General features: G+C 36.1%; 10 protein-coding genes. All 10 read left to right on the plus strand.

All coding sequences use genetic code 11. From position 1 onward, the window contains the following. Positions 1 to 496 precede the first annotated feature (496 nt). On the plus strand, positions 497 to 7,489 hold the full coding sequence (locus tag H5968_RS06835) for a type I polyketide synthase (protein ID WP_187039319.1): 6,993 nt from the start codon (positions 497 to 499) through the stop codon (positions 7,487 to 7,489). Positions 7,490 to 7,619: 130 nt separating this feature from the next. Further along, positions 7,620 to 10,427, plus strand: a complete 2,808-nt coding sequence (locus tag H5968_RS06840; RefSeq protein WP_187039320.1) for a type I polyketide synthase — start codon at positions 7,620 to 7,622, stop codon at positions 10,425 to 10,427. Between the two features lie 168 nt (positions 10,428 to 10,595). Continuing rightward, a complete protein-coding gene (locus H5968_RS06845; RefSeq protein WP_187039321.1) occupies positions 10,596 to 12,251 on the plus strand; it encodes a PfaD family polyunsaturated fatty acid/polyketide biosynthesis protein in 1,656 nt (551 codons plus the stop codon). A 2-nt stretch (positions 12,252 to 12,253) separates the two neighbouring features. Beyond that, the gene (locus tag H5968_RS06850) at positions 12,254 to 13,582 is read left to right on the plus strand and encodes a condensation domain-containing protein (RefSeq protein ID WP_187039351.1); all 1,329 of its coding nucleotides are present in this window, start codon (positions 12,254 to 12,256) and stop codon (positions 13,580 to 13,582) included. 4 nt (positions 13,583 to 13,586) lie between these two features. Continuing rightward, positions 13,587 to 13,892 (plus strand): phosphopantetheine-binding protein, encoded by a 306-nt coding sequence (locus H5968_RS06855; RefSeq protein ID WP_187039322.1) that lies wholly within the window; start codon positions 13,587 to 13,589, stop codon positions 13,890 to 13,892. A gap of 263 nt (positions 13,893 to 14,155) precedes the next feature. Then, a complete protein-coding gene (locus H5968_RS06860) occupies positions 14,156 to 16,051 on the plus strand; it encodes a hypothetical protein (protein ID WP_187039323.1) in 1,896 nt (631 codons plus the stop codon). A gap of 74 nt (positions 16,052 to 16,125) precedes the next feature. Beyond that, positions 16,126 to 17,136 (plus strand): NAD(P)-dependent oxidoreductase, encoded by a 1,011-nt coding sequence (locus H5968_RS06865; protein WP_187039324.1) that lies wholly within the window; start codon positions 16,126 to 16,128, stop codon positions 17,134 to 17,136. Between the two features lie 247 nt (positions 17,137 to 17,383). Then, entirely contained in the window at positions 17,384 to 18,220 is an 837-nt protein-coding gene (locus H5968_RS06870; protein WP_187039325.1) for a class I SAM-dependent methyltransferase, read from the plus strand. Positions 18,221 to 18,274: 54 nt separating this feature from the next. After that, entirely contained in the window at positions 18,275 to 19,285 is a 1,011-nt protein-coding gene (locus tag H5968_RS06875) for an NAD(P)-dependent oxidoreductase (protein ID WP_187039352.1), read from the plus strand. Positions 19,286 to 19,300: 15 nt separating this feature from the next. Next, entirely contained in the window at positions 19,301 to 20,059 is a 759-nt protein-coding gene (locus H5968_RS06880; RefSeq protein ID WP_187039326.1) for a bifunctional 2-polyprenyl-6-hydroxyphenol methylase/3-demethylubiquinol 3-O-methyltransferase UbiG, read from the plus strand. The last annotated feature ends 352 nt before the right edge of the window (positions 20,060 to 20,411 follow it).

Below are 20,411 nucleotides of genomic sequence, written 5' to 3' on the forward strand. Positions count from 1 at the left end.
TTTAAATAAGATAAAAAATCTGCTCTGGGATAGATGCAAAATTCACAAACTTGTAAAAATACTTCCATCAGTGAATAACTGGTTGAATAAATATCCTTGTTGTTACCTGATATTTTTTTGTTCTTTCTATTCCCTATTCCCTACCTTCAAAGATATGCAATTTATATGCAACTTTTGTAATCAAATAAAAATCATCAGCTAAATTTGATAGTAATTGGATAAGCAAAAAGCTCACGAATTAATATATTTCAAGCTCAAGCAAACTTAGGTTTCATCCAACTTGATTAAGTTGCATCTAAGTTGCATATAAGTTGTAAAAGATTTGTCACCAGTCTAATATCAAGATAAGTTAGCGGCAATTTAAAGTTACAGGGAAGAGGATTAAGTTTTTTCTATGAAACTATCCTTGCTTGAGCCGCCGAGCAAAGCATTTTACCAAATTTAAATAACAACTTTCTCAAAAAAATTCAATCGCACAAGAAACAAAGATATTGTCATGGCTGCTGCCAAATTTGAAGCTGCATTAGCACAATTGCAAGATGAAGTTAGTAATTGTGAAAAGGCTTTGCTCAAGCTTATTGAGGTGAAAAAAAATATGCGCGATCACAAAAACGATCACACCAATTTAGACAGTAAAATTAATAGCCAATTGCAACAAACTAACATCGCAATTATTGGCATGGCTTCGATATTTCCCCAATCAAAAAATTTACAGGAATATTGGGAGAAAATTATTCAAAAAGCCGATTGTATTACTGATGTTCCTCCTTCTCGGTGGAATATAGATGATTACTATGATCCTGATCCCAGAACACCAGACAAAACTTACTGTAAACGGGGTGGATTTATCCCAGATATTGATTTTAATCCGATGGAATTTGGTTTACCACCAAATATTTTAGAGGTGACAGATATTTCTCAATTATTAGGTTTGGTAGTTGCGAAAGCAGCAATAGAAGATGCAGGTTATAGTGAATCTAGAGAATTTAACCGCGATCGCACTGGGGTAATATTAGGTGTAGCAATTGGTAGACAATTAGCAGTACCTTTAGGTTCAAGATTGCAATATCCAGTGTGGGAAAAAGTTTTGAAAAACAGCGGTTTATCGGATGAAGATACCCAAAAAGTAATTGAGAAAATTAAAAGTGCTTATGTACAATGGGAAGAAAACGCCTTCCCCGGAATGTTAGCTAATGTGATTTCTGGACGTATCGCCAACCGACTAGATTTAGGCGGTATGAATTGTGTAGTTGATGCTGCTTGCGCCAGTTCTTTAGGTGCATTAAAAATGGCAATTAGCGAATTAGTTGAAAATCGCGCCGACATGATGATAACCGGCGGAGTTGATACTGATAATTCGATTTTTGCCTATCTGTGTTTTAGTAAAACTCCTGCGGTTTCTCCGGGAGAAAAAGTTAAACCATTTGATGCAGAATCTGATGGCATGATGTTAGGTGAAGGCGTGGGAATGGTGGTACTCAAACGCCTGGATGATGCAGTGAGAGATGGCGATCGCATCTATGCAGTCATTAAAGGTATCGGCAGTTCCAGCGATGGCAAATATAAAAGCATTTACGCCCCCCATTCCCAAGGACAAGTAAAAGCCCTCCGTCGTGCTTATGAAAATGCCGGTGTTTCACCAGAAACTGTGGGTTTAATTGAAGCACATGGCACAGGAACAATGGTAGGAGATCCCACAGAATTTAGATCCATAACTGAAGTTTTTAGTGACAACAATCCCAAAAAACAATATATTGCTTTGGGAACAGTTAAATCCCAAATTGGACACACCAAAGCCGCCGCTGGTGCAGCAAGTTTAATTAAAACGGCGTTAGCATTACATCATAAAGTATTACCACCAACAATTAACGTTACTCAACCACATCCAAAACTGAATATCGAAAATTCACCATTTTATTTAAACACAGAAACTAGACCTTGGATTAGTAACCAACCCAGACGCGCTGGAGTAAGTGCATTTGGTTTTGGAGGCACAAATTATCATGTTGTTTTAGAGGAATACACCAATGAACATGAACACTCGTATCGTTTACACAATTCTGCAAAATCCATCCTCTTATTTGCACCCACAACCGCAGAATTATTATCTCGCTGTGAGAATATCCAACGACAACTAGAATCAGAAAATAAAGAACAACATTATCAACAACTAATTACAGAATCTGAACAATTAGAAATTCCCATCAATTATCCCAGAGTGGGATTTGTAGCAGCATCTTTGACACAAGCAACAGAATTTTTACCAGTCATTATTGACTTACTAAAAAATAAACCGCAATCTGAATCTTGGGAACATCCCAAAGGAATTTATTACCGAAAAAAAGGAATAGAAACTACAGGAAAAATAGTGGCTTTGTTCTCTGGGCAAGGTTCGCAATATTTGGAAATGGGACGGGAATTAGTCATTAACTTTCCTAACTTACGTCAAACCTATAATCAGATAGATAATTTGTTTTGTAAAGATGGGTTAAACTCTTTATCCGAAGTTGTATTTCCGCCGCCAGTTTTTGAACCAGAACATAAACAAAAGCAACTAGAAACACTGCAAAAAACCGAATATGCACAACCGGCAATTGGCGCTTTTAGTACAGGTTTGTACAAGATATTACAACAAGCAGGTTTGAAAGCAAATTTTGTTGCTGGTCATAGTTTTGGAGAATTAACAGCTTTGTGGGCGGGGGGTGTTTTAAGTGAAGAAGATTATTTTTTCTTGGTCAAAGCTAGAGGACAAGCAATGGCCACACCCACAGAAATTGATGCCGGGGGAATGTTGGCAGTTAAAGGTAATGTCAGTCAGGTAACGGAATTAATTAAAGACTTTCCTCAGGTTGCTATTGCTAATTGTAATTCTCCAAATCAAGTAGTATTAGCTGGGAAGAAAGCAGAAATTACCAAAGTACAAAATGTTCTGCAAGAAAAAGGATTTTCGACATTTTTATTAGGAGTTTCCGCTGCTTTTCATACACCATTAGTAGCCCATGCCCAGAAACCTTTTGCCCAAGCAATTGAAAAGGTAACTTTTAATCAAGCGCAGATTCCCGTTTATACTAATGTCACAGGGGAATTGTACCCCAATCAACTCGCAGCAATGCAAAAAATTCTCAAACAACATTTGTTAAATCAGGTGTTATTTCAACAAGAAATTGAGAATATATATGCGGCTGGTGGTTATTGCTTTATTGAGTTTGGACCTAAAAATGTTCTCACCAACTTAGTAAAAGAAATTTTAGGTGAAAAACCCCATATAGCTATAGCTTTAAATGGGAACTATCGTAAAAATAGCGATTTGGTATTAAGAGAAGCAGTCATACAATTGCGGGTTGCTGGTATACCTTTGCAAAATCTAGATCCATATCAGATTGAAACTGAAATACCCGAAGTTAATAAAAAGGATCAAAAGAAAATTTTGAATGTGCGTTTGAATAGTACAAATATTACCGACAAAGCACAAAAAGCATTTGCTAAAGCCTTAGAAAATGGTCATGTTATCAAAGCGGAAACAGCAAAAGTTAATGAACATCACCCACAACCACAACCAGTTGCGGATATCAAAATTACCGTCCCAAAAAATCAGGAATTGTTAGTAGAAAAAAGCAGTAATGGTAAGACTGTGAATAAGGATAGTAACGGCCAATTAAAAAAAATAGAACAACCTGAAAAAATAGAACAATCTGAAAAAGTTGAAATTCAACTTTCTAATTATGACAGAGTAATTGACAGATTAGAACAATCATTAGCAGAATTTACTCGCCAACAAGGTGAAATTACACACGCACATGAACAATCTTTGCAAAATCAAACAGAGTACACAAAGACATTTTATGAATTAATGCAACAACAATATTCGTTGTTAGCAAATGACGCAAGAAATGAACATCAAGCGCAAACACAACAACTAGCAATTTCTAGTTGCGAACGTAGCATAATGCGATTGCATGATCATCAAGCTGAAACTATCCGCATTCATGAAAAATATCTCAACTATCAACAAGACTACGCCAATAATTACTTTCAATTACTGCAACAACATTATGATTTTTGGCAGATTACTGATGATATAAATCAAAACCAATGTCCTTCTCAACCTCTTCCTCACCATTTCCTAAAAGCACAAGAAAACGGAAAAAGCTTAATTAAAGAAAATGATTTGAATATTTCCCCTCACCTTGTAGGAGAGGGGTTAGGGGAGAGGTTTATTTCCCCTCCCCAACCAGAGGAGAAGTTAGAAGAGAAATCAAATACTATTAACGTCGTTCCCACAACTCCAATTAATATAGATACCTCCACCCTCAGTCAAACTCTACTCAATATCGTCAGTGATAAAACAGGTTATCCTGTAGAAATGTTGGATCTATCAATGGATATTGAGGCAGATTTAGGAATTGATTCTATCAAAAGGGTAGAAATTTTAGGAGGACTTTTAGAACTTTATCCCGACTTACCCAAACCGAATCCAGAAGAATTAGGACAACTGCGGACATTGGGGCAAATTGCCGAGTATATAAAAACTCTAGTTCCAGAGTTGCTAAATCAAAAATCAGAACACAAAGTAGAGAGTTCAGAAACAAAAGAACCCCAAAAATTACCCGCACCAATGTTTGTAGAAGTTCCTCATGAAACTGTTGAACATGAACCGCAATTTTTAGCATCTTCTAACCATCTTAGTAATACACAAACTGATGCGGCAATTGTCATCTCCTCTAACGAAGATGTATTAGTTAAATCTGAAAATCAAGAAATAAAAATCCCCACAGATTTGAGTAACATTCTGCTCAAAATTGTTAGTGATAAAACAGGTTATCCTGTAGAAATGTTAGAACTATCAATGGATATTGAAGCAGATTTAGGAATTGATTCCATCAAAAGAGTAGAAATTTTAGGAGGACTTTTAGAACTTTATCCCGACTTACCCAAACCCAACCCAGAAGAATTAGGAAAATTGCGGACACTGGGAGAAATTGCCGAGTATATGCAACATCAAGCTGAGGGTTTAACCCAGTTGTTTACGCAAGAAAAACAGGATGTCAAAGAACAGGAATTTCATCACAAAATTCTTCGCAGTCCAGCAAAATTAAAACCACTACCCCAACCTGATATTTTAGATTTCACCATTCCTGAAAATCACATTGTTTTAATCACTGATGATGGTTCACCAACGACCGAAAAATTAGCTAGGATTTTAACAAGTAGAGGTTGTAAAATTGTAGTTTTAAGCTTTCCCTCTACGCAATCAGATTTACCCGTAGGAATTAATCAGGTAAGATTAAATGATTGGCAAGAAGAGAGTTTACAGCAACAGTTAACCGATATTTCTAATAAGTTTGGTCTTGTAGGTTCTTTCATTCATCTACACCCTGTATTGAGTGATAGTTCGGAAACAGAAAAAACCATTCTCTGTCATGTCTTTTTAATCGCCAAATATCTCAAAGAATCACTCAATCAAGCAGAAACAAAAGGACGTAGTTGTTTTTTAAGCATTGCGCGGTTAGATGGGGAATTTGGATTAGGAAAAACAAATAATTTTAGTCCTATTAGTGCGGGACTATTTGGACTGACTAAAAGTTTAAATCAAGAATGGGAAACAGTATTTTGTCGTTCCCTGGATTTAAGTCCTGATTTAGATGCAGAAACATCAGTAAAATACATCCTTGCGGAATTGCAAGATCCGAATTTATTAGTTACAGAAGTAGGATATACCAACAAAGGTAGATGCACTTTAGTTGCAGAACCCACCCCATTAACCATTACCAATCACCAATTACCCATTACCAAAGACCAAGTATTTCTAGTTAGTGGTGGTGCAAAAGGAATCACTGCCCAATGTGTGATCAAATTAGCCCAAGAATATCAATGTAAATTCATTCTTTTAGGTCGTTCCAGTACAGAACCAGAACCAGTTTGGGCTGAGGGTTATGAAAATGAAGCTGAATTAAAACAGCGAATTATGGAGGATTTTCTGGACAAAGGAGAAAAACCAACCCCCATCATGGTGCAAAGAAAATATCAATTAATTTACTCTCAAAGAGAAATTAAAAATACATTAAAAGCCATTGAAAAAGCAGGAGGAAAAGCTGAATATTTGAGTGTAGATATCACCGATAGAAATTTATTAACAGAAAAACTTGCACCTGTAATTGAAAGGTTAGGGGCGATAACTGGAATTATACACGGTGCTGGTAACTTAGCTGATAAACGGATTGAGAAAAAAACAATTCAGGATTTTGAAACAGTTTATACTGCCAAAGTTCAAGGTTTAGAAAATCTCCTGCAATGTGTACCACCAAGTCAACTACAATATTTAGTATTGTTTTCTTCAGTGGTTGGTTTTTATGGAAATGTGGGACAAGCAGATTATGCACTTGCTAACGAAATCCTCAACAAATCAGCCCATATTATCAAACAGAATTACCCCCATTGTCATGTAGTTGCTATTAACTGGGGTCCCTGGGAGAGTGGCATGGTATCACCAGAATTAAAGACAGCATTTGCAGAAAGAGGAATTGAAACTATACCTCTAGAAATCGGCACACAAATGTTAGTTAATGAACTGGTAAACACCAATTCAAATACAACACAAGTAGTAATTGGTAGTCCCTTAGTTTATATTCCTACCACCTTACCCAGTGACTTAAAAACCTATCACATTAAACGTCAATTAACATTGGCATCCAATCCATTTTTACACGATCATGTTATAGCAGGTCGTCCCGTGCTTCCCGCAACTTCTGGACTATTATGGATGGCTAACACTTGTGAACAACTATATCCTGGTTTTAAAGCCTTTAGTTGTTCTAACTTCAAAGTTTTAAAAGGAATTGTCTTTGATGAAAATTCAGCGAATGAATACACTCTAGAAATTCAAGAACTTGCTAAAATAGAAAACAAAGAAATACAAATAGCTGCTAAAATTAGCAGTATCACCCCCGACGGAAAAATCAGATATCATTTCAGCACCAATCTGATTTTAAAACGGGAAATTCCCACACCTCCTAACTATGAATTGGTGAACTTAAACCAAGATGAACAATTCCTATCTACCAATCCATTACTATATCAAAATGGAGGAGGTAGCCTATTTCACGGAACTATCTTTCAAGGCGTAAAATCAGTATTAAACGCTAGTCCTGGTAAACTCACCATCGAATGTAAATTACCAGAACCAACACCACAGCAACAGGGACAATTTCCAGTTCAGACATTCAACCCCTATATAGCAGATGTGCAGATTCATTCCCTTTGGATTTGGACACAACACTTTCATCAAATAGGTTGTTTACCCTCAGAAATTCTGAACTTTGAACAATTTGCACCCGTTCCCTTTGGGGAAACATTTTATGTAACTTGTGAAGTCAAATCCAAAACAGAATCAAACGTAGTTGCTGATGTTATTACCCACAATCAACAAGGGCAAATTTATAATCGCATGATTGGCGCAAAAGGTACAGTTCTAGTTAAGCAAATAGGTTAGATACCTCACGCAGAGACGCAGAGCAAAAATGTAGATTTTACCCTCTGAATCTCGACATTAGATAATAATCTTCTGCTCTTTGCGCCTCTGCGTGATCTCTTCTCTTAATTCTGAAACATGGAGAATCATCATGAAAGAATTTACACAAAATAAACTTCCAAAAATAGCAATTATCGGCATGAATTGTTTTGTTAGTAGTTCTCCAGAATTAGACGATTTTGAACGCAGTATTTACCAAGGAAAACAATATTTCACACCTATTAATTATAGTCAAAACGATAGTCAAACATCATCCTTACCAATTCCCTTAGCAGAAATTGAAAAATTATCACCACAACAACAATTAATGTTAAAAGTGGCTGATAATACTCTCAAAAATACCAAACTGCGACCAGATACAAAAATTGCAGTGATCATGGTGAGTAAATCCCAAACTCAGCACCAAGATAAATTAGCCAGTTATATTTCCCGGCTTTGGGATGCAACAAGTCCAGCTTTTGCTGAAGAAAATTCTGTTTTTTTAGCCTTAAATTTAGCGCAAAAGCTATTAACAAATAAGCAAGTGGATGCTGTTTTGGTCGCAGCAATGGACTTTGCTAAACAGGAAAATCACCGCATAGATATACAGACCCTCAGTTATGACCGAAACGCTCATGAAACTTTAACAGGAGAAGGTGCAGCAGCAGTAGTATTGCAACTTCATGATGTAGCCAGAGAAGAGAATAATTGCATATATGCAGTAATTGATGCTTTAAGTGTATTGCAAAATTCTCCATATCAACCAGAAACTGTCACCCAAGCTTGTCAAACAGCTTTTTCTTTGGCAGAAATTGAAGCCAAAGATATTGGTTATCTGGAAGTTTATGCTAGTGGAATTCCCCAACAAGATGATGCAGAAATTCAAGGTTTAATCACAGCTTATAGAACAGGAAAAACCAATTTACATTGTGCTTTAGGTAGCGTTAAGGCTAACATTGGTGACACTCACACTGCATCAGGAATTATCAGCTTAATTAAAACAGCACTTTGTTTATATCATCGCTACATTCCCGCAGTTCCTCAATGGACTGGAGTCAAAAAACCAGATATTTGGCGTGGTAGTCCCTTTTATGTTGCCACAGAATCTAAACCTTGGTTTTTAGAATCAGGTGTGAATAGAAGAATAGCTGCTATTAATAGCATGGAAGCTGATGGCAGTTATGTACATTTAATTTTGTCAGAAGATACCAGTCAAATAGAACGCAGCAGTAAATATTTAGAACAAATGCCTTATTATTTATTTGCTATAGCTGCCAAAAATCAATCCTCACTCCTAGACGAAATTTTCACACTACAAAAAAAACTCCAAAATTATCCTACTTTATCCCAACTAGCTAACCAAACATTTAGAGAATTTCAAAAACATCAAATTCAAAACTATCAAACTCAAAACTATCAAAATGCCAATTATACCATAGCAATCTTAGCACGTAATCAAGAAGAATTAACAATAGAAATAGATCGGGCAATTCAAGGTGTTAAAATTGCTTTTGAGACTGGCAAAGATTGGCAAACTCCTCTTGGCAGTTATTTTACAGCCAAACCACAGGGAAAAAAAGGTAAAGTTGCTTTCGTTTATCCCGGCTCTTTCACATCTTATCTTGGCATAGGTCGTAACCTCTTCCGACTATTTCCGAAAATTTATGACGATCCAGTAATTAACAACGTCTATGAACGAGTTGCTAAGATTGAAAAAACAATTTATCCCCGCAGCATCAATAAACTTGCAAAAAGACAATTAGAAGTCATAGAACAACAATTAATAGATGATCCAGTAACAATGCTGGAGGCAGAAGTTGGCATTGCTGGACTCATGACAGCAATTCTCAAAAATTATTTTCAAATTCAATCTCAATGCGCTTTTGGCTACAGTCTTGGTGAAACCAGTATGATGTTAGCCCAAGGTATTTGGACTAGCTTTAAAAGTACCAGTGATTACTTGAACTCATCTCCTTTATTTAAAACCCAACTATCAGGACAAAAAAATGCAGTTCGTCAAGCTTGGGGGATACCGTTAAATAGCAATGTTCCAGAATTTTGGAGTAACTACATTCTGATATGTCCAGTTTCCGAAGTGAAGGAAGCAATCAAACATGAAAACCGTGTGTATATCCCATTAATTAACACACCGGAAGAAGTTGTAATTGCTGGAGAAACACAAGCTTGTAAACGAGTCATTGAAAACCTCAAATGTGATGCTTTCCCTACATCAATAAATCATGTAATTCATTGTCAACCAATGGAATCAGAGTACAATGAACTTGCTAAAATTAACACATTGCCGATTCAAAATATACCAGAATCTACTTTTTATTCTGCTGCAAATTACGAACCAATTACAATTGATAGTCAAACTATAGGACATAACATTGCTAAAAGTCTCTGTCAACAACTTGATTTTCCCCGTTTAATTAACCGCGTCTACAATGACAACATCAGAATATTTATTGAAGTAGGAGTTGGTAGCAATTGTACCCGCTGGATAAATTCAACCCTCAAAGAAAAAGAACACCTCGCTGTATCTATGAATAGAAGGGGAGTAGATGATCATACTTCAATTATTAGAGGATTAGCCAAACTCGTCAGCCATCAAGTTGAATTAGATTTATCACCCTTGTATTCTCTTTCTGGGGTAAATAGTCAAACTCAAATTCAATTAGAACCCAACAGTAATTTCCAAAATCCACCTTTAATTTCTCTGGAAGATTTAAAATCTATCACCCATCATCCCTCTAATCTGCACTATCAAAAATTGAGTGATAACAATGCACTCATGAATAAAGCTCACAGTTTTTTATTAAAATCACGCCAAGCATCATTACAGCAAATCAATTGTTTAATTCAACAAAAAATAGGCATTTACAAAAAGATAGTTGAACAAAGAGCAAAAATTAAATAACCTGTATTTGTGGTGTATGTGTGGGGTGGGCATCTTGCCCGCCCAAATAAGGGAATTTACTAATAGATAAAGGGATCAGGTGCAGGAAGTTTAGATAATATCAATTAATTGGATAATTGATTTTTCGGAGTTCCCAAAACCAAATTAGATGTTAAGAGGTTGACTCAAATGTACAATACAGAAAATAGATCGAATCAAGAAAATAATCTCCAGTTTTCTAACTTATTCATCAACCATCATCAAAATTGGCAAGGTAATTTTAACAATGTTTCCTTTGATGCAGAACAAATTAAATTAAAACTGAGGAATTTAGCAAAACCATGTTATATAGTTAGAAATGAAGGGATAATTGGCATCACAAACGAAGGTAATTTATCTCATGTCAATAATGGTAAAACAGCCCAGATGGAAATGTTAATGGCTGTTCCACCCTTAGCAATTCAACAACTAGGTGATACAAGTTTCCTCGATTTTTATGGTGTAAAATATGCATATATGACTGGGGCAATGGCTCAAGGAATAGCATCAGAAGAAATGGTAATTGCACTAGGTAAACAAAGAATTTTAAGTGTCTTTGGTGCAGGAGGTTTATCCCCTTCCCGTGTCGAGAGTGCTATTAACAAAATTCAGCAAGCCTTAAATCAAAAACCTTACGCTTTTAACTTACTCCATAGTCCCAGTGAACCAGCAATTGAACGTCTTAGCATTAATTTATATCTCAAACATCAAGTCAGAATTGTTGAAGCATCTGCATTTTTAGATTTAACTGACAACATTGTTTATTATCGAGCCGCAGGATTAAGTTTAAATTCAGCCAATCAAATCCAAATCAAAAATAAAGTCATCGCCAAAGTTTCTCGCCGTGAAGTTGCCACTAAATTTTTGCAACCTGCACCTACAAAAATCCTTAAACAATTAGTTGAACAAGGTTTAATTAGTGAATTACAAGCCAATCTTGCCAGCAAAATTCCTATGGCTGATGATATTACAGTAGAAGCAGATTCTGGAGGTCATACAGATAATCGTCCCCTGATATGTTTATTACCTTCCATCTTAGAATTACGAGATGAAATTCAAAATAAATACAGATATGAAAACCCCGTCAGAATTGGCGTAGCTGGCGGAATTTCCACACCAAAATCAGCCTTAGCTGCCTTTATTATGGGTGCTGCTTATGTTGTTACCGGTTCTATAAATCAATCTTGCATTGAAGCCGGAACTTCTGAATATACCAAAGAATTATTAGCTCAAGCCGAAATGGCTGATGTGATGATGGCACCCGCCGCAGATATGTTTGAAATGGGTGTAAAATTACAAGTTCTCAAACGTGGTACACTCTTTCCTCTCCGCGCTCAAAAACTATATGAATTATACAAAAATTACAATTCTATTGAAGATATTACCCTCGCAGAGAAAGAGAAATTAGAAAAGCAAATTTTGAAAAAGCCTGTGCAAGAAGTTTGGCAAGAAACAGTTAATTATTTATCCCAACGCAACCCAGATAAATTAACCAAAGCAGCAAGTAATCCTAAACTGAAAATGGCTCTAATTTTCCGTTGGTATTTAGGACTATCTTCTCGGTGGTCTAACAGTGGAGAAAAAGGTCGAGAAATTGACTATCAAATTTGGTGTGGACCGGCAATGGGTAGCTTTAATGATTGGGTGAGAGGTTCATACTTAGCTGAACCAAAAAATCGCCAAGTAGTAGAAGTTGCTGAACACATTATGACAGGAGCAACATTTTTATATCGCATCCAAAACTTAAAAATCCAAGGACTACAAATTCCAGATGAATACAGTCAATATTTTCCAGAAAAATTATGAATATGCCAGACAACAGAGAATTAAGCAGTCTGGAAGCAACAATGGAAATCCTCAATAGCCGTGCTAAAACCTGGAATTTAGTTACTATTAGTCGCATTAACGGCAACCTCCAAGAAGCAGTTATCAGACAAGCTTTAGATATTATTCAATATCGCCATCCTAGTCTAAATTCTCGCATTATCCATTCTCAAAATCGTTTTTATTTTAAACCCATAGGTACAGAAAAAATCCCTTTGCAAACAGTTATAAATTTAGATGAGGAACAATGGCAAGAAGTTGTTAATCAAGAAATGAATCAGGTAATTGATAGTAGCAAATGTCTAATGAGAGTTGTCATAGTTACTATCAAGGATGAGCCAAAAATTAATTATCTAATTTCCACCTTGCACCATGCAATTTCTGATGGTTTATCCAGTATTCAACTGCATTCAGAAATTTTCACTTATTACCAAAAACTTACATCTGGTGATACCATTCAAGAAGTTACTACCTTAGAACAACTACCACCCATTGAAAAACTACTACCCAAATATACACAAGGTTGGAGAGGGAATACAAGCAGATTTTTATTATTGTTAAAAATTGGATGGCAAAAGTTTTGGAAACAACCAAAAACATTAAATTTTGAAAAGTATGTACCTATTTATCAACGGAATTGTGCAATTATCCATAAACAAATTTTTGCAGATGCAACTGAAAACTTTATTGCTCAATGTAAGCTAGAAAATACCACAGTCAACAGTGCTTTATGTGCCTTACTAATGTTGACAGTAGCTAGAAAAATTATCAAACCAAATCAAAAAAGTGTCTGCATGAATTGTCTATCTTATCTTGATTTACGCAGACGTTTGCAACCTGCAATTAATAAGGAAAACTTAGCTGTTTTAGCTACATCTCTGATGGGGTTTCACACCATAAACAAAAATACATCTTTTTGGGAATTAGCAAGGGAAGTAAAACAAAATTTAGAATCGGGAATTAAGCACGGTGATATTTTTAATATGGTATTACTGGCTAAGTATCTAACCAAGTTTTGTTTTATCTTTCCTCAACAAGTAGCAGCTACAGTTTCAGTATCTAATATTGGCAAGGTAAACATTCCCAAATCCTATGGTGAATTAGAACTAGAAGAGATCAGTTTTGCAGGTTCTCATTCTTTATATGCAGGTATGTTTGTGATTCATGTGGCAACTTTTCAAGGCAAAATGCTGTTAAACTTTGTTTTTTCTCAACCTTCAATTAGTCGGGAGACAATGGAAGATATGGTAAATCAAGTTGTCTGTTACATCCTTAATTTATCATCCAATACTGCAAAAATTAGAGGTGCATAAATAAATGAGCGAAAATCTTTATCAACACTCTGTAAAAACAGCCTTTAATACCGCAGATATTCAAGCTTGGCTAATAGATAATATTTCCCACATATTGGGACTTAACCCAGAGGAAATTGATATTAGAGAACCGTTAGATAGCTACGGTTTAGATTCATCTCAAGCCATAATACTTGCGAGTAAAGCTGAGAAATTTCTGGGATTTAAATTATCTCTAATCCATTTGTGGTATTATCCCACCATTGAAGAATTGGCACAGAGATTAGCTGAAGAATTAGAAAATTCAGACTCAGAAATTTTGCAGATTTAAACAATACATAAACATTTTTGTAAGAATTTAGCTTGTAATTTCCAGCATTTTTCGCAAATTAACACGACACAAATAAAGACACGAATAAATTGGCAATTCTTTGGTGTTAGCTGATTGCTGATGGCTAATAGCTGAATACTTACAAATTTTCAAGTTTTCCTCCTCTAAGACTGACACTTCGCACGAATGGAGGAAACATCATTCAGCGAAGTGTCTTCTTTTCCTTATGCTTTTTAGTTCGTTAAAACCTGGGAGATTTAGTCATGAACGCATCCGAAATTTTAGCGAAACTCACTCAACAAGGCGTGGAATTTTGGGTTGAAAATAGCAAATTAAATATTCGTTCTCCTAAAGGAGTAATTACACCAGAAATACAAGCGGAAATAGCCACATATAAAGGAGATATTTTGGCATTATTACAAGAAATGAATATCGCTACAAAATCAGCTTCTGAACCTCTGATTCAAGGAATTAGTTTACAAACTATTGGCAGGTTAATAAGTGGTTTTACGGGTGAATCACCTATAGGATATCAGCCACCAATTATTAATCCACAAATGATGGCTCAAAATCTCAGTGTGACATTTAGACCTTTACCTCATGGTTATCATAATCAAACAATTATTAAATTCCGCCAAGAATTAGCAATTAAATTAAAAAACTTGGGTGTTACTGTTATCCCTTGGCAAGAAGCAACCACGGAAATTTTCTATGATATTAAAATTCCTTTAGTTAATTGGAATTATTCTTTAAAAATCAAGGGTGTACGAGCAGAAATTGATGCAGTCATAGATGTAGAACGACCTAACTCATGGTTGAGAAAATTAGGAATATTTATAGCCGAAAATTTTTATAGTTTATCTTATCCCTGGCTAGTAAATCAGCAAAGACTGTCTGTTGTTCAAATCGCTAAATTAAGTAGTTGGGCGGAAGATCATGCAGCTAAATATGTGGAAGATCCCACAAATACTCAAGTGATCATTATTGGTGAACTAGATGAGGAGTTTGTAAATCCTTTAACCAAGTATCAAGACAAAATTAGCATTGGCATCAATACACTCATTAAAACATTTTCCGAAATTGTCATTGGCGTATCTAATGATAAAATTTCCATTCTCAATATGAATCTATCAGATTCTATTTTCGAGAGAACAGAAATAGATAATTTTATTTCCAAATCTCTGATTCCTAAAGTTTTTGTTCCCATCGCTCCCCTGTTAATGAATAGATTTGAAATCGGAGAATATAATCCTTATATATCTAGCTATGCTCATAAATTGGTGAAACTAGGTCAAGAACTAGCATCAACTGGTTTATTTCCACCAGGTTTTAAATTAGCGGAAGTTATTAAAAGAAAGTCCCACAGAGATATTGTTAATGTCATCGTCAATGGTAGAACGGGAGTTTCTTATGGTTTTGTCGCTTATGCAGAACCACCTTATTATGTAGGAAAACCAGAAATAACTGCTGCTGAATGGGAAAACCTATTACCTGTTGGTGGATTTAGTAGTAATGAAATTCGTACAAATGAGGCAGGTAGACGTTATATTAAAATCCTCATTGCTGGAGAATATGTATTTAAACAAATCCCCGATATTTGGTTACTTAGTTCTCGTTCCGGTGCTAATAAAACAGACTTAAATCTTGAAAAAGATATCCTTCGCATCGGGTTAAAAAATAATTTACATCTGCAATTACCACTAGGCAATCAGTCAAATACACTAGATATCAAACCTTCCTATGATATCTATGTCATGCTGGCAATTACTCTAGGTGCGGCTTTATATACACCAGAATTAATTGCAAATGGTGCGCCAATTGTTCACTTTCATGGCTATCCTGCTTATGATTGGTTTCAAGAAAATGAATATTGTTTTGGTGTTGATAATCCTTCTGTACCCTGTGGAACTTATGAATCAGGAGTGTTTAATTTTTTAGGTTTTTCTAACTTAGCTAATCAACCAACAAAAAATATCAAATTACTTAGTTTAATAGAACCAGATCATGGCACAAATTTTATTGCTCGTGATATGGACTATTTAGTTGATAGATTAAAAAATGGATGTGTAGCAGAACAAATTGAATTAGGTGGACAACATTTTGCTGCTCTCAAAGCAAATATAAGTAGTAAAAATCAATTCATCATTCATAGGAAATAGGGAACAGGGAACAGGGAACAGGTAATTGGGTTATTAATCTCCCTGGTGAAAAAATTGAGTAATTTGTGAGAATTATGAACATCAATTCCAAAACATTACTGATTACGGGAATAGATAACTTTATTGGTTTACGTGCTGCTGAATTAGCTTTAGAACGGGGAATGAAAGTTCGTGGTTTACAAACTTCTGGGAACAGAAAAAATACCAATAATTTGGATATTGATTTATTATTTGGTAACATCACGGATTTTGCCATTGCCCAAAAACTTTGTCAAGCAGTAGATATTGTTTTTCATACCGAACAATTAGCAGCAGAAACAGGCGATATCAAGAAATTTCGGGAAATAAATGTTGGTGGTACAATGAATATCGCAAAAGCCGCCAAAGATGCTGGTGTGAAAATTTTTGTGCATCTTTCCAGTGTCCTGGTTTATGGTTTTAACTATCCTCATCAAGTGACAGAATCAGAATTGCTTTGTGGAGAAAATAACCCCTATTGTCAAACGAAAATAGAAGCAGAATCTGCACTTTTACAATTGAACGCACCGCCAGATTTTAATATTATTATTATCCGCGCTGGTGATGTTTACGGTCCGGGTTGTATTCCCTGGGTAGTGCGTCCACTTTTATTGATGCGTCAAAATTTATTTGCTTATGCCAATGATGGTAAAGGTGTAAGTAATCATCTCTATATAGATAACCTCATTGATGCTATTTTTTTGGCAGTTGAAAAAGAACCATCGGGAGAAATATCTGGAGAAATATTTAATATCACAGATGGACAAGAAACTTCTTGGAAAGAGTATTTTACAAAATTAGCTGCAATAGAAAATTTACCAGCTTTTATTTCTCTACCCAAAGATGAAATGAAATTATTGTTGCAAGTGCGTTACCAAGGTCAAAAACTGTTACGAAAAAAAGCCGATATTCTGCCAGAATCTTTAGATTTTATCACTCGTCCTTATGCCTATTCTATCGCTAAAGCTAAAACTATGTTGGGTTATCAACCAAAAGTTGATTTGACTGAAGGAATGCGTCGTACTCATGAATGGTTGAAAAAAACTGATATCCAAAAATTGATTTAGGGAGTATCCCAACTTTGAAAAAAATCAACACAGCCACACCAAAAACTCTCTGAAACTCTCTTACCTTTGCGTTCTTTGCGCCCTTTGCGGTAATGCCTCCAGCACGCTACGCGAACAATCATATCAGGATATTAGTGCATATTATTTCCATAGATAAAAATAAATTTACACATTTGGGATGCTGCCTTGATTTCAAGCTAAATTCACTTTAAACCTGTTCATTTTAATCACCTATTGGGAGTTCAATATGTTGAGTAATTTCACTTCTCTGCCTGAAAACTTGTTAAATAACTTTATATCCCGCCCTAATCACTATCCCTTGAGAAGATTGTTTTGGAAAGGATGGTATAACCTTTTCGCGGCTAATTATAGCAACATAAAAATTACTTTTATCAACTATGGTTATGCAGATGTAGAACCGAATACCAAACAACTAGAATTGAACCCATCTGAAGAAGAAGAACGTTATTGTCTTCAACTTTATCATCATGTTGCCAAGGCTATCTCACTGCAAGAATTGGATGTTATTGAAGTAGGATGTGGACGTGGTGGTGGTTCTTCATATATTATGCGTTATTTACAACCAAAAACAATGACCGGGGTTGATTTTTCCAAAAGCAATATAGCATTCTGTCAAAAAGCACATTCTATTCCCCAACTAAATTTTCAACTCGGAGATGCAGAATCTCTACCATTTAATGATTGTTCCTTTGATGTGGTCGTTAATGTTGAATCGTCACATTGTTACGGTTCACCTGAAAGTTTTTTCGCTGAATCTTTTAGAATTCTGCGCCCAAATGGTTACTTTTTATTTACTGATTTTCGCCCAAGAAAAGACATTGAAAAAACAACCATATCATTAAAAAATACTGGCTTTAAAATATTAAAATCGGAAATAATAACACCTAATATTCTCAAAGCTATGGATTTAGAAAATGAAAGAAAGCTAAAAATAATTAACCAGTATATTCCTAAATACTTACACATAGTCGCCAACTGGTTTGCTGGATGCCAAGGAACTCCCATGTATGAAGGATTTAAAAATGGAGATCAAGAATACCTTTTTTATGTTTTACAAAAGTAACTTTTCTTTCAACAAAAAATGCTCGATTTAAAAATTTATGAAACGTTCATTGCTATGAACCTCTGTGGAAAAACACTTCTTATTTCTGGAATCGGTGGGTTTATCGGCTTACGTACCACCGAAATAGCCCTAGCAAAAGGTTTGAAAGTTCGTGGGCTGCAACATTCCCAAATAAAAGCTAAAAAAGCCCAAAAATTAGGCGCTGATGTCATGATTGGCAGTGTAACTGATCCTGCGACTGTACAAAAAGCTTGCCAAGGAGTTGATATTGTTTTGCATACAGCAGCCATTGTCAAAGAACATGGATCACTCCAGCATTTTCGTGAGGTAAATGTGGGCGGAACTGTTAACATGGCCAAAGCTGCTCACAATGCAGGTGTGAAAACCTTTGTTCATCTTTCCAGTGTTCTTGTTTACGGTTTTAATTATCCTGATCATGTCACCGAAGCTGATCCAATTTTTGCCGAAAATCATCCCTATTGTCAGACAAAAATAGAAAGCGAAAACGCACTTTTGCAACTTAATTTCCCCCCTGATTTTAATATTATCATTCTCAGACCAGGAGATGTTTACGGACCAGGAAGCTATCCCTGGGTAATTCGACCACTACAATTGATGCGCCAAAAAATATTTAGATTAGCCAACAATGGGCAGGGAGTAATTAACCATTTATATATAGACAATCTCATTGATGCTATATTTCTAGCCATAGAAAAAGAAGCATCTGGAGAGATATTTAACATTACTGACGGACAAGAAACTTCTTGGAAAGAATATTTTACACGGTTGGCGGAAATTGCAAATTTACCTGCACCCCTTTCTCTCCCTAAAAATGAACTCAAACTTCTGCTGCAACTGCGCCATCAAGGGCTAAAACTGATTCGTAAGAAACCTGATATTTTACCGGAAGCTTTAGATTTTATCACCCGTCCCCATGCTTATTCCATTGCTAAAGCACAAAGTGTATTAAATTATCAACCAAAAATTGACCTAGACGAAGGACTGCGACGCACACAGAAATGGCTGCAAACATTGGACTTGAAAACCTTAGATCAGATGGGTTAAAATGGGTTAAAAATTATGAAATATACACACAATCTTCCCTGTCAATCGGTAACAACTTTAGATAGTCTTCCCTTCACTTGGGAACGTCTAATTCCCAAACAAATACCCAGCGATCCAGCAAGTCAAAAACTTTTTGAAATTCACCTGCGACGGTACGAAACTGCGGCAAGTTATGTACAAGGTAAACGAGTTTTGGATATCTCCTGTGGTACAGGATACGGTAGTCAGATGCTTCGTCTTGCAGGGGCGATCGCTGTCGTCGGGGTAGATATCTGCCCAAAAACCATAGAATATGCCAGAAACCACTATCAAGAAAACAATGTAGAATTTGTCTGTGCTGATGCTCTTACCTTTGAGTGGCCACAGCAATTCGACGTGATTGTTTCTTTCGAGACGATAGAACACCTACCCCATCCTGCAAAATTTCTAGATCATCTTTGCAGTTTGATAATTCCTGGAGGTGACTTACTGCTGTCAGCACCACTTGGTGAAACCCGACATATAGATCCCTATCACCTCCATGCTTTTAGTCAAGAAGATATATTTACACTACTTGAAAACGCGAATTTTTCTGTAGACCGATACCGTTGTGATGATTGGTGTCTGACTCGTGGGGATCTTCTACTGTGGCGACAGCTTTATCCAGCAGCCATACCAACCCTACGGCAACAGTTTTTCACTTTCAGAGGCTGGCAACTTCTCAGCGATTTTTTCTTCCGGGGTGTGATTAATGTACCTGAACTCATGGTTGCTGCCAAATTAATTACCACCTAAAAAGATCAGGGGCAGAAGGCAGAAGGCAGGGAGCAGGGAGCAGGGAGCAGGGAGCAGGGAGCAGGGAGCAGGGAGCAGGGGGCAGGGGGAAAAGAATTTGCGGATTTCTGCACACACAAGTTATATCGCAAGTGATTTAGGACTTACGCAAAACAGAATGAAAGTAGGGGTAATTCATGAATTACCCCTACGTCAGAATCAGGTTTTGAGTCCAATCTTGCATAAGTCCTATTTTTAAGAAAACAGTCACTAGCTACTAACCCCACCCTAGCCAGAACAACATCATCGGCTGAGATTTGCGCCATAAAGCGAGAATTATGGCAGGATGGAAACAAGCTCATGCAACGAGAAG

Source organism: Sphaerospermopsis sp. LEGE 00249 (assembly GCF_014299995.1).
In the GTDB taxonomy this organism is placed as follows: Bacteria; Cyanobacteriota; Cyanobacteriia; order Cyanobacteriales; family Nostocaceae; genus Sphaerospermopsis; species Sphaerospermopsis kisseleviana.

What these genes read in the sequence shown, in the direction of transcription:
- H5968_RS06835 (WP_187039319.1), top strand. Translation starts at nt 497, where the DNA reads ATGGCTGCTGCCAAATTTGAAGCTGCATTAGCACAATTGCAAGATGAA.
- H5968_RS06840 (WP_187039320.1), top strand. Translation starts at nt 7,620, where the DNA reads ATGAAAGAATTTACACAAAATAAACTTCCAAAAATAGCAATTATCGGC.
- H5968_RS06845 (WP_187039321.1), top strand. Translation starts at nt 10,596, where the DNA reads ATGTACAATACAGAAAATAGATCGAATCAAGAAAATAATCTCCAGTTT.
- H5968_RS06850 (WP_187039351.1), top strand. Translation starts at nt 12,254, where the DNA reads ATGCCAGACAACAGAGAATTAAGCAGTCTGGAAGCAACAATGGAAATC.
- H5968_RS06855 (WP_187039322.1), top strand. Translation starts at nt 13,587, where the DNA reads ATGAGCGAAAATCTTTATCAACACTCTGTAAAAACAGCCTTTAATACC.
- H5968_RS06860 (WP_187039323.1), top strand. Translation starts at nt 14,156, where the DNA reads ATGAACGCATCCGAAATTTTAGCGAAACTCACTCAACAAGGCGTGGAA.
- H5968_RS06865 (WP_187039324.1), top strand. Translation starts at nt 16,126, where the DNA reads ATGAACATCAATTCCAAAACATTACTGATTACGGGAATAGATAACTTT.
- H5968_RS06870 (WP_187039325.1), top strand. Translation starts at nt 17,384, where the DNA reads ATGTTGAGTAATTTCACTTCTCTGCCTGAAAACTTGTTAAATAACTTT.
- H5968_RS06875 (WP_187039352.1), top strand. Translation starts at nt 18,275, where the DNA reads ATGAACCTCTGTGGAAAAACACTTCTTATTTCTGGAATCGGTGGGTTT.
- H5968_RS06880 (WP_187039326.1), top strand. Translation starts at nt 19,301, where the DNA reads ATGAAATATACACACAATCTTCCCTGTCAATCGGTAACAACTTTAGAT.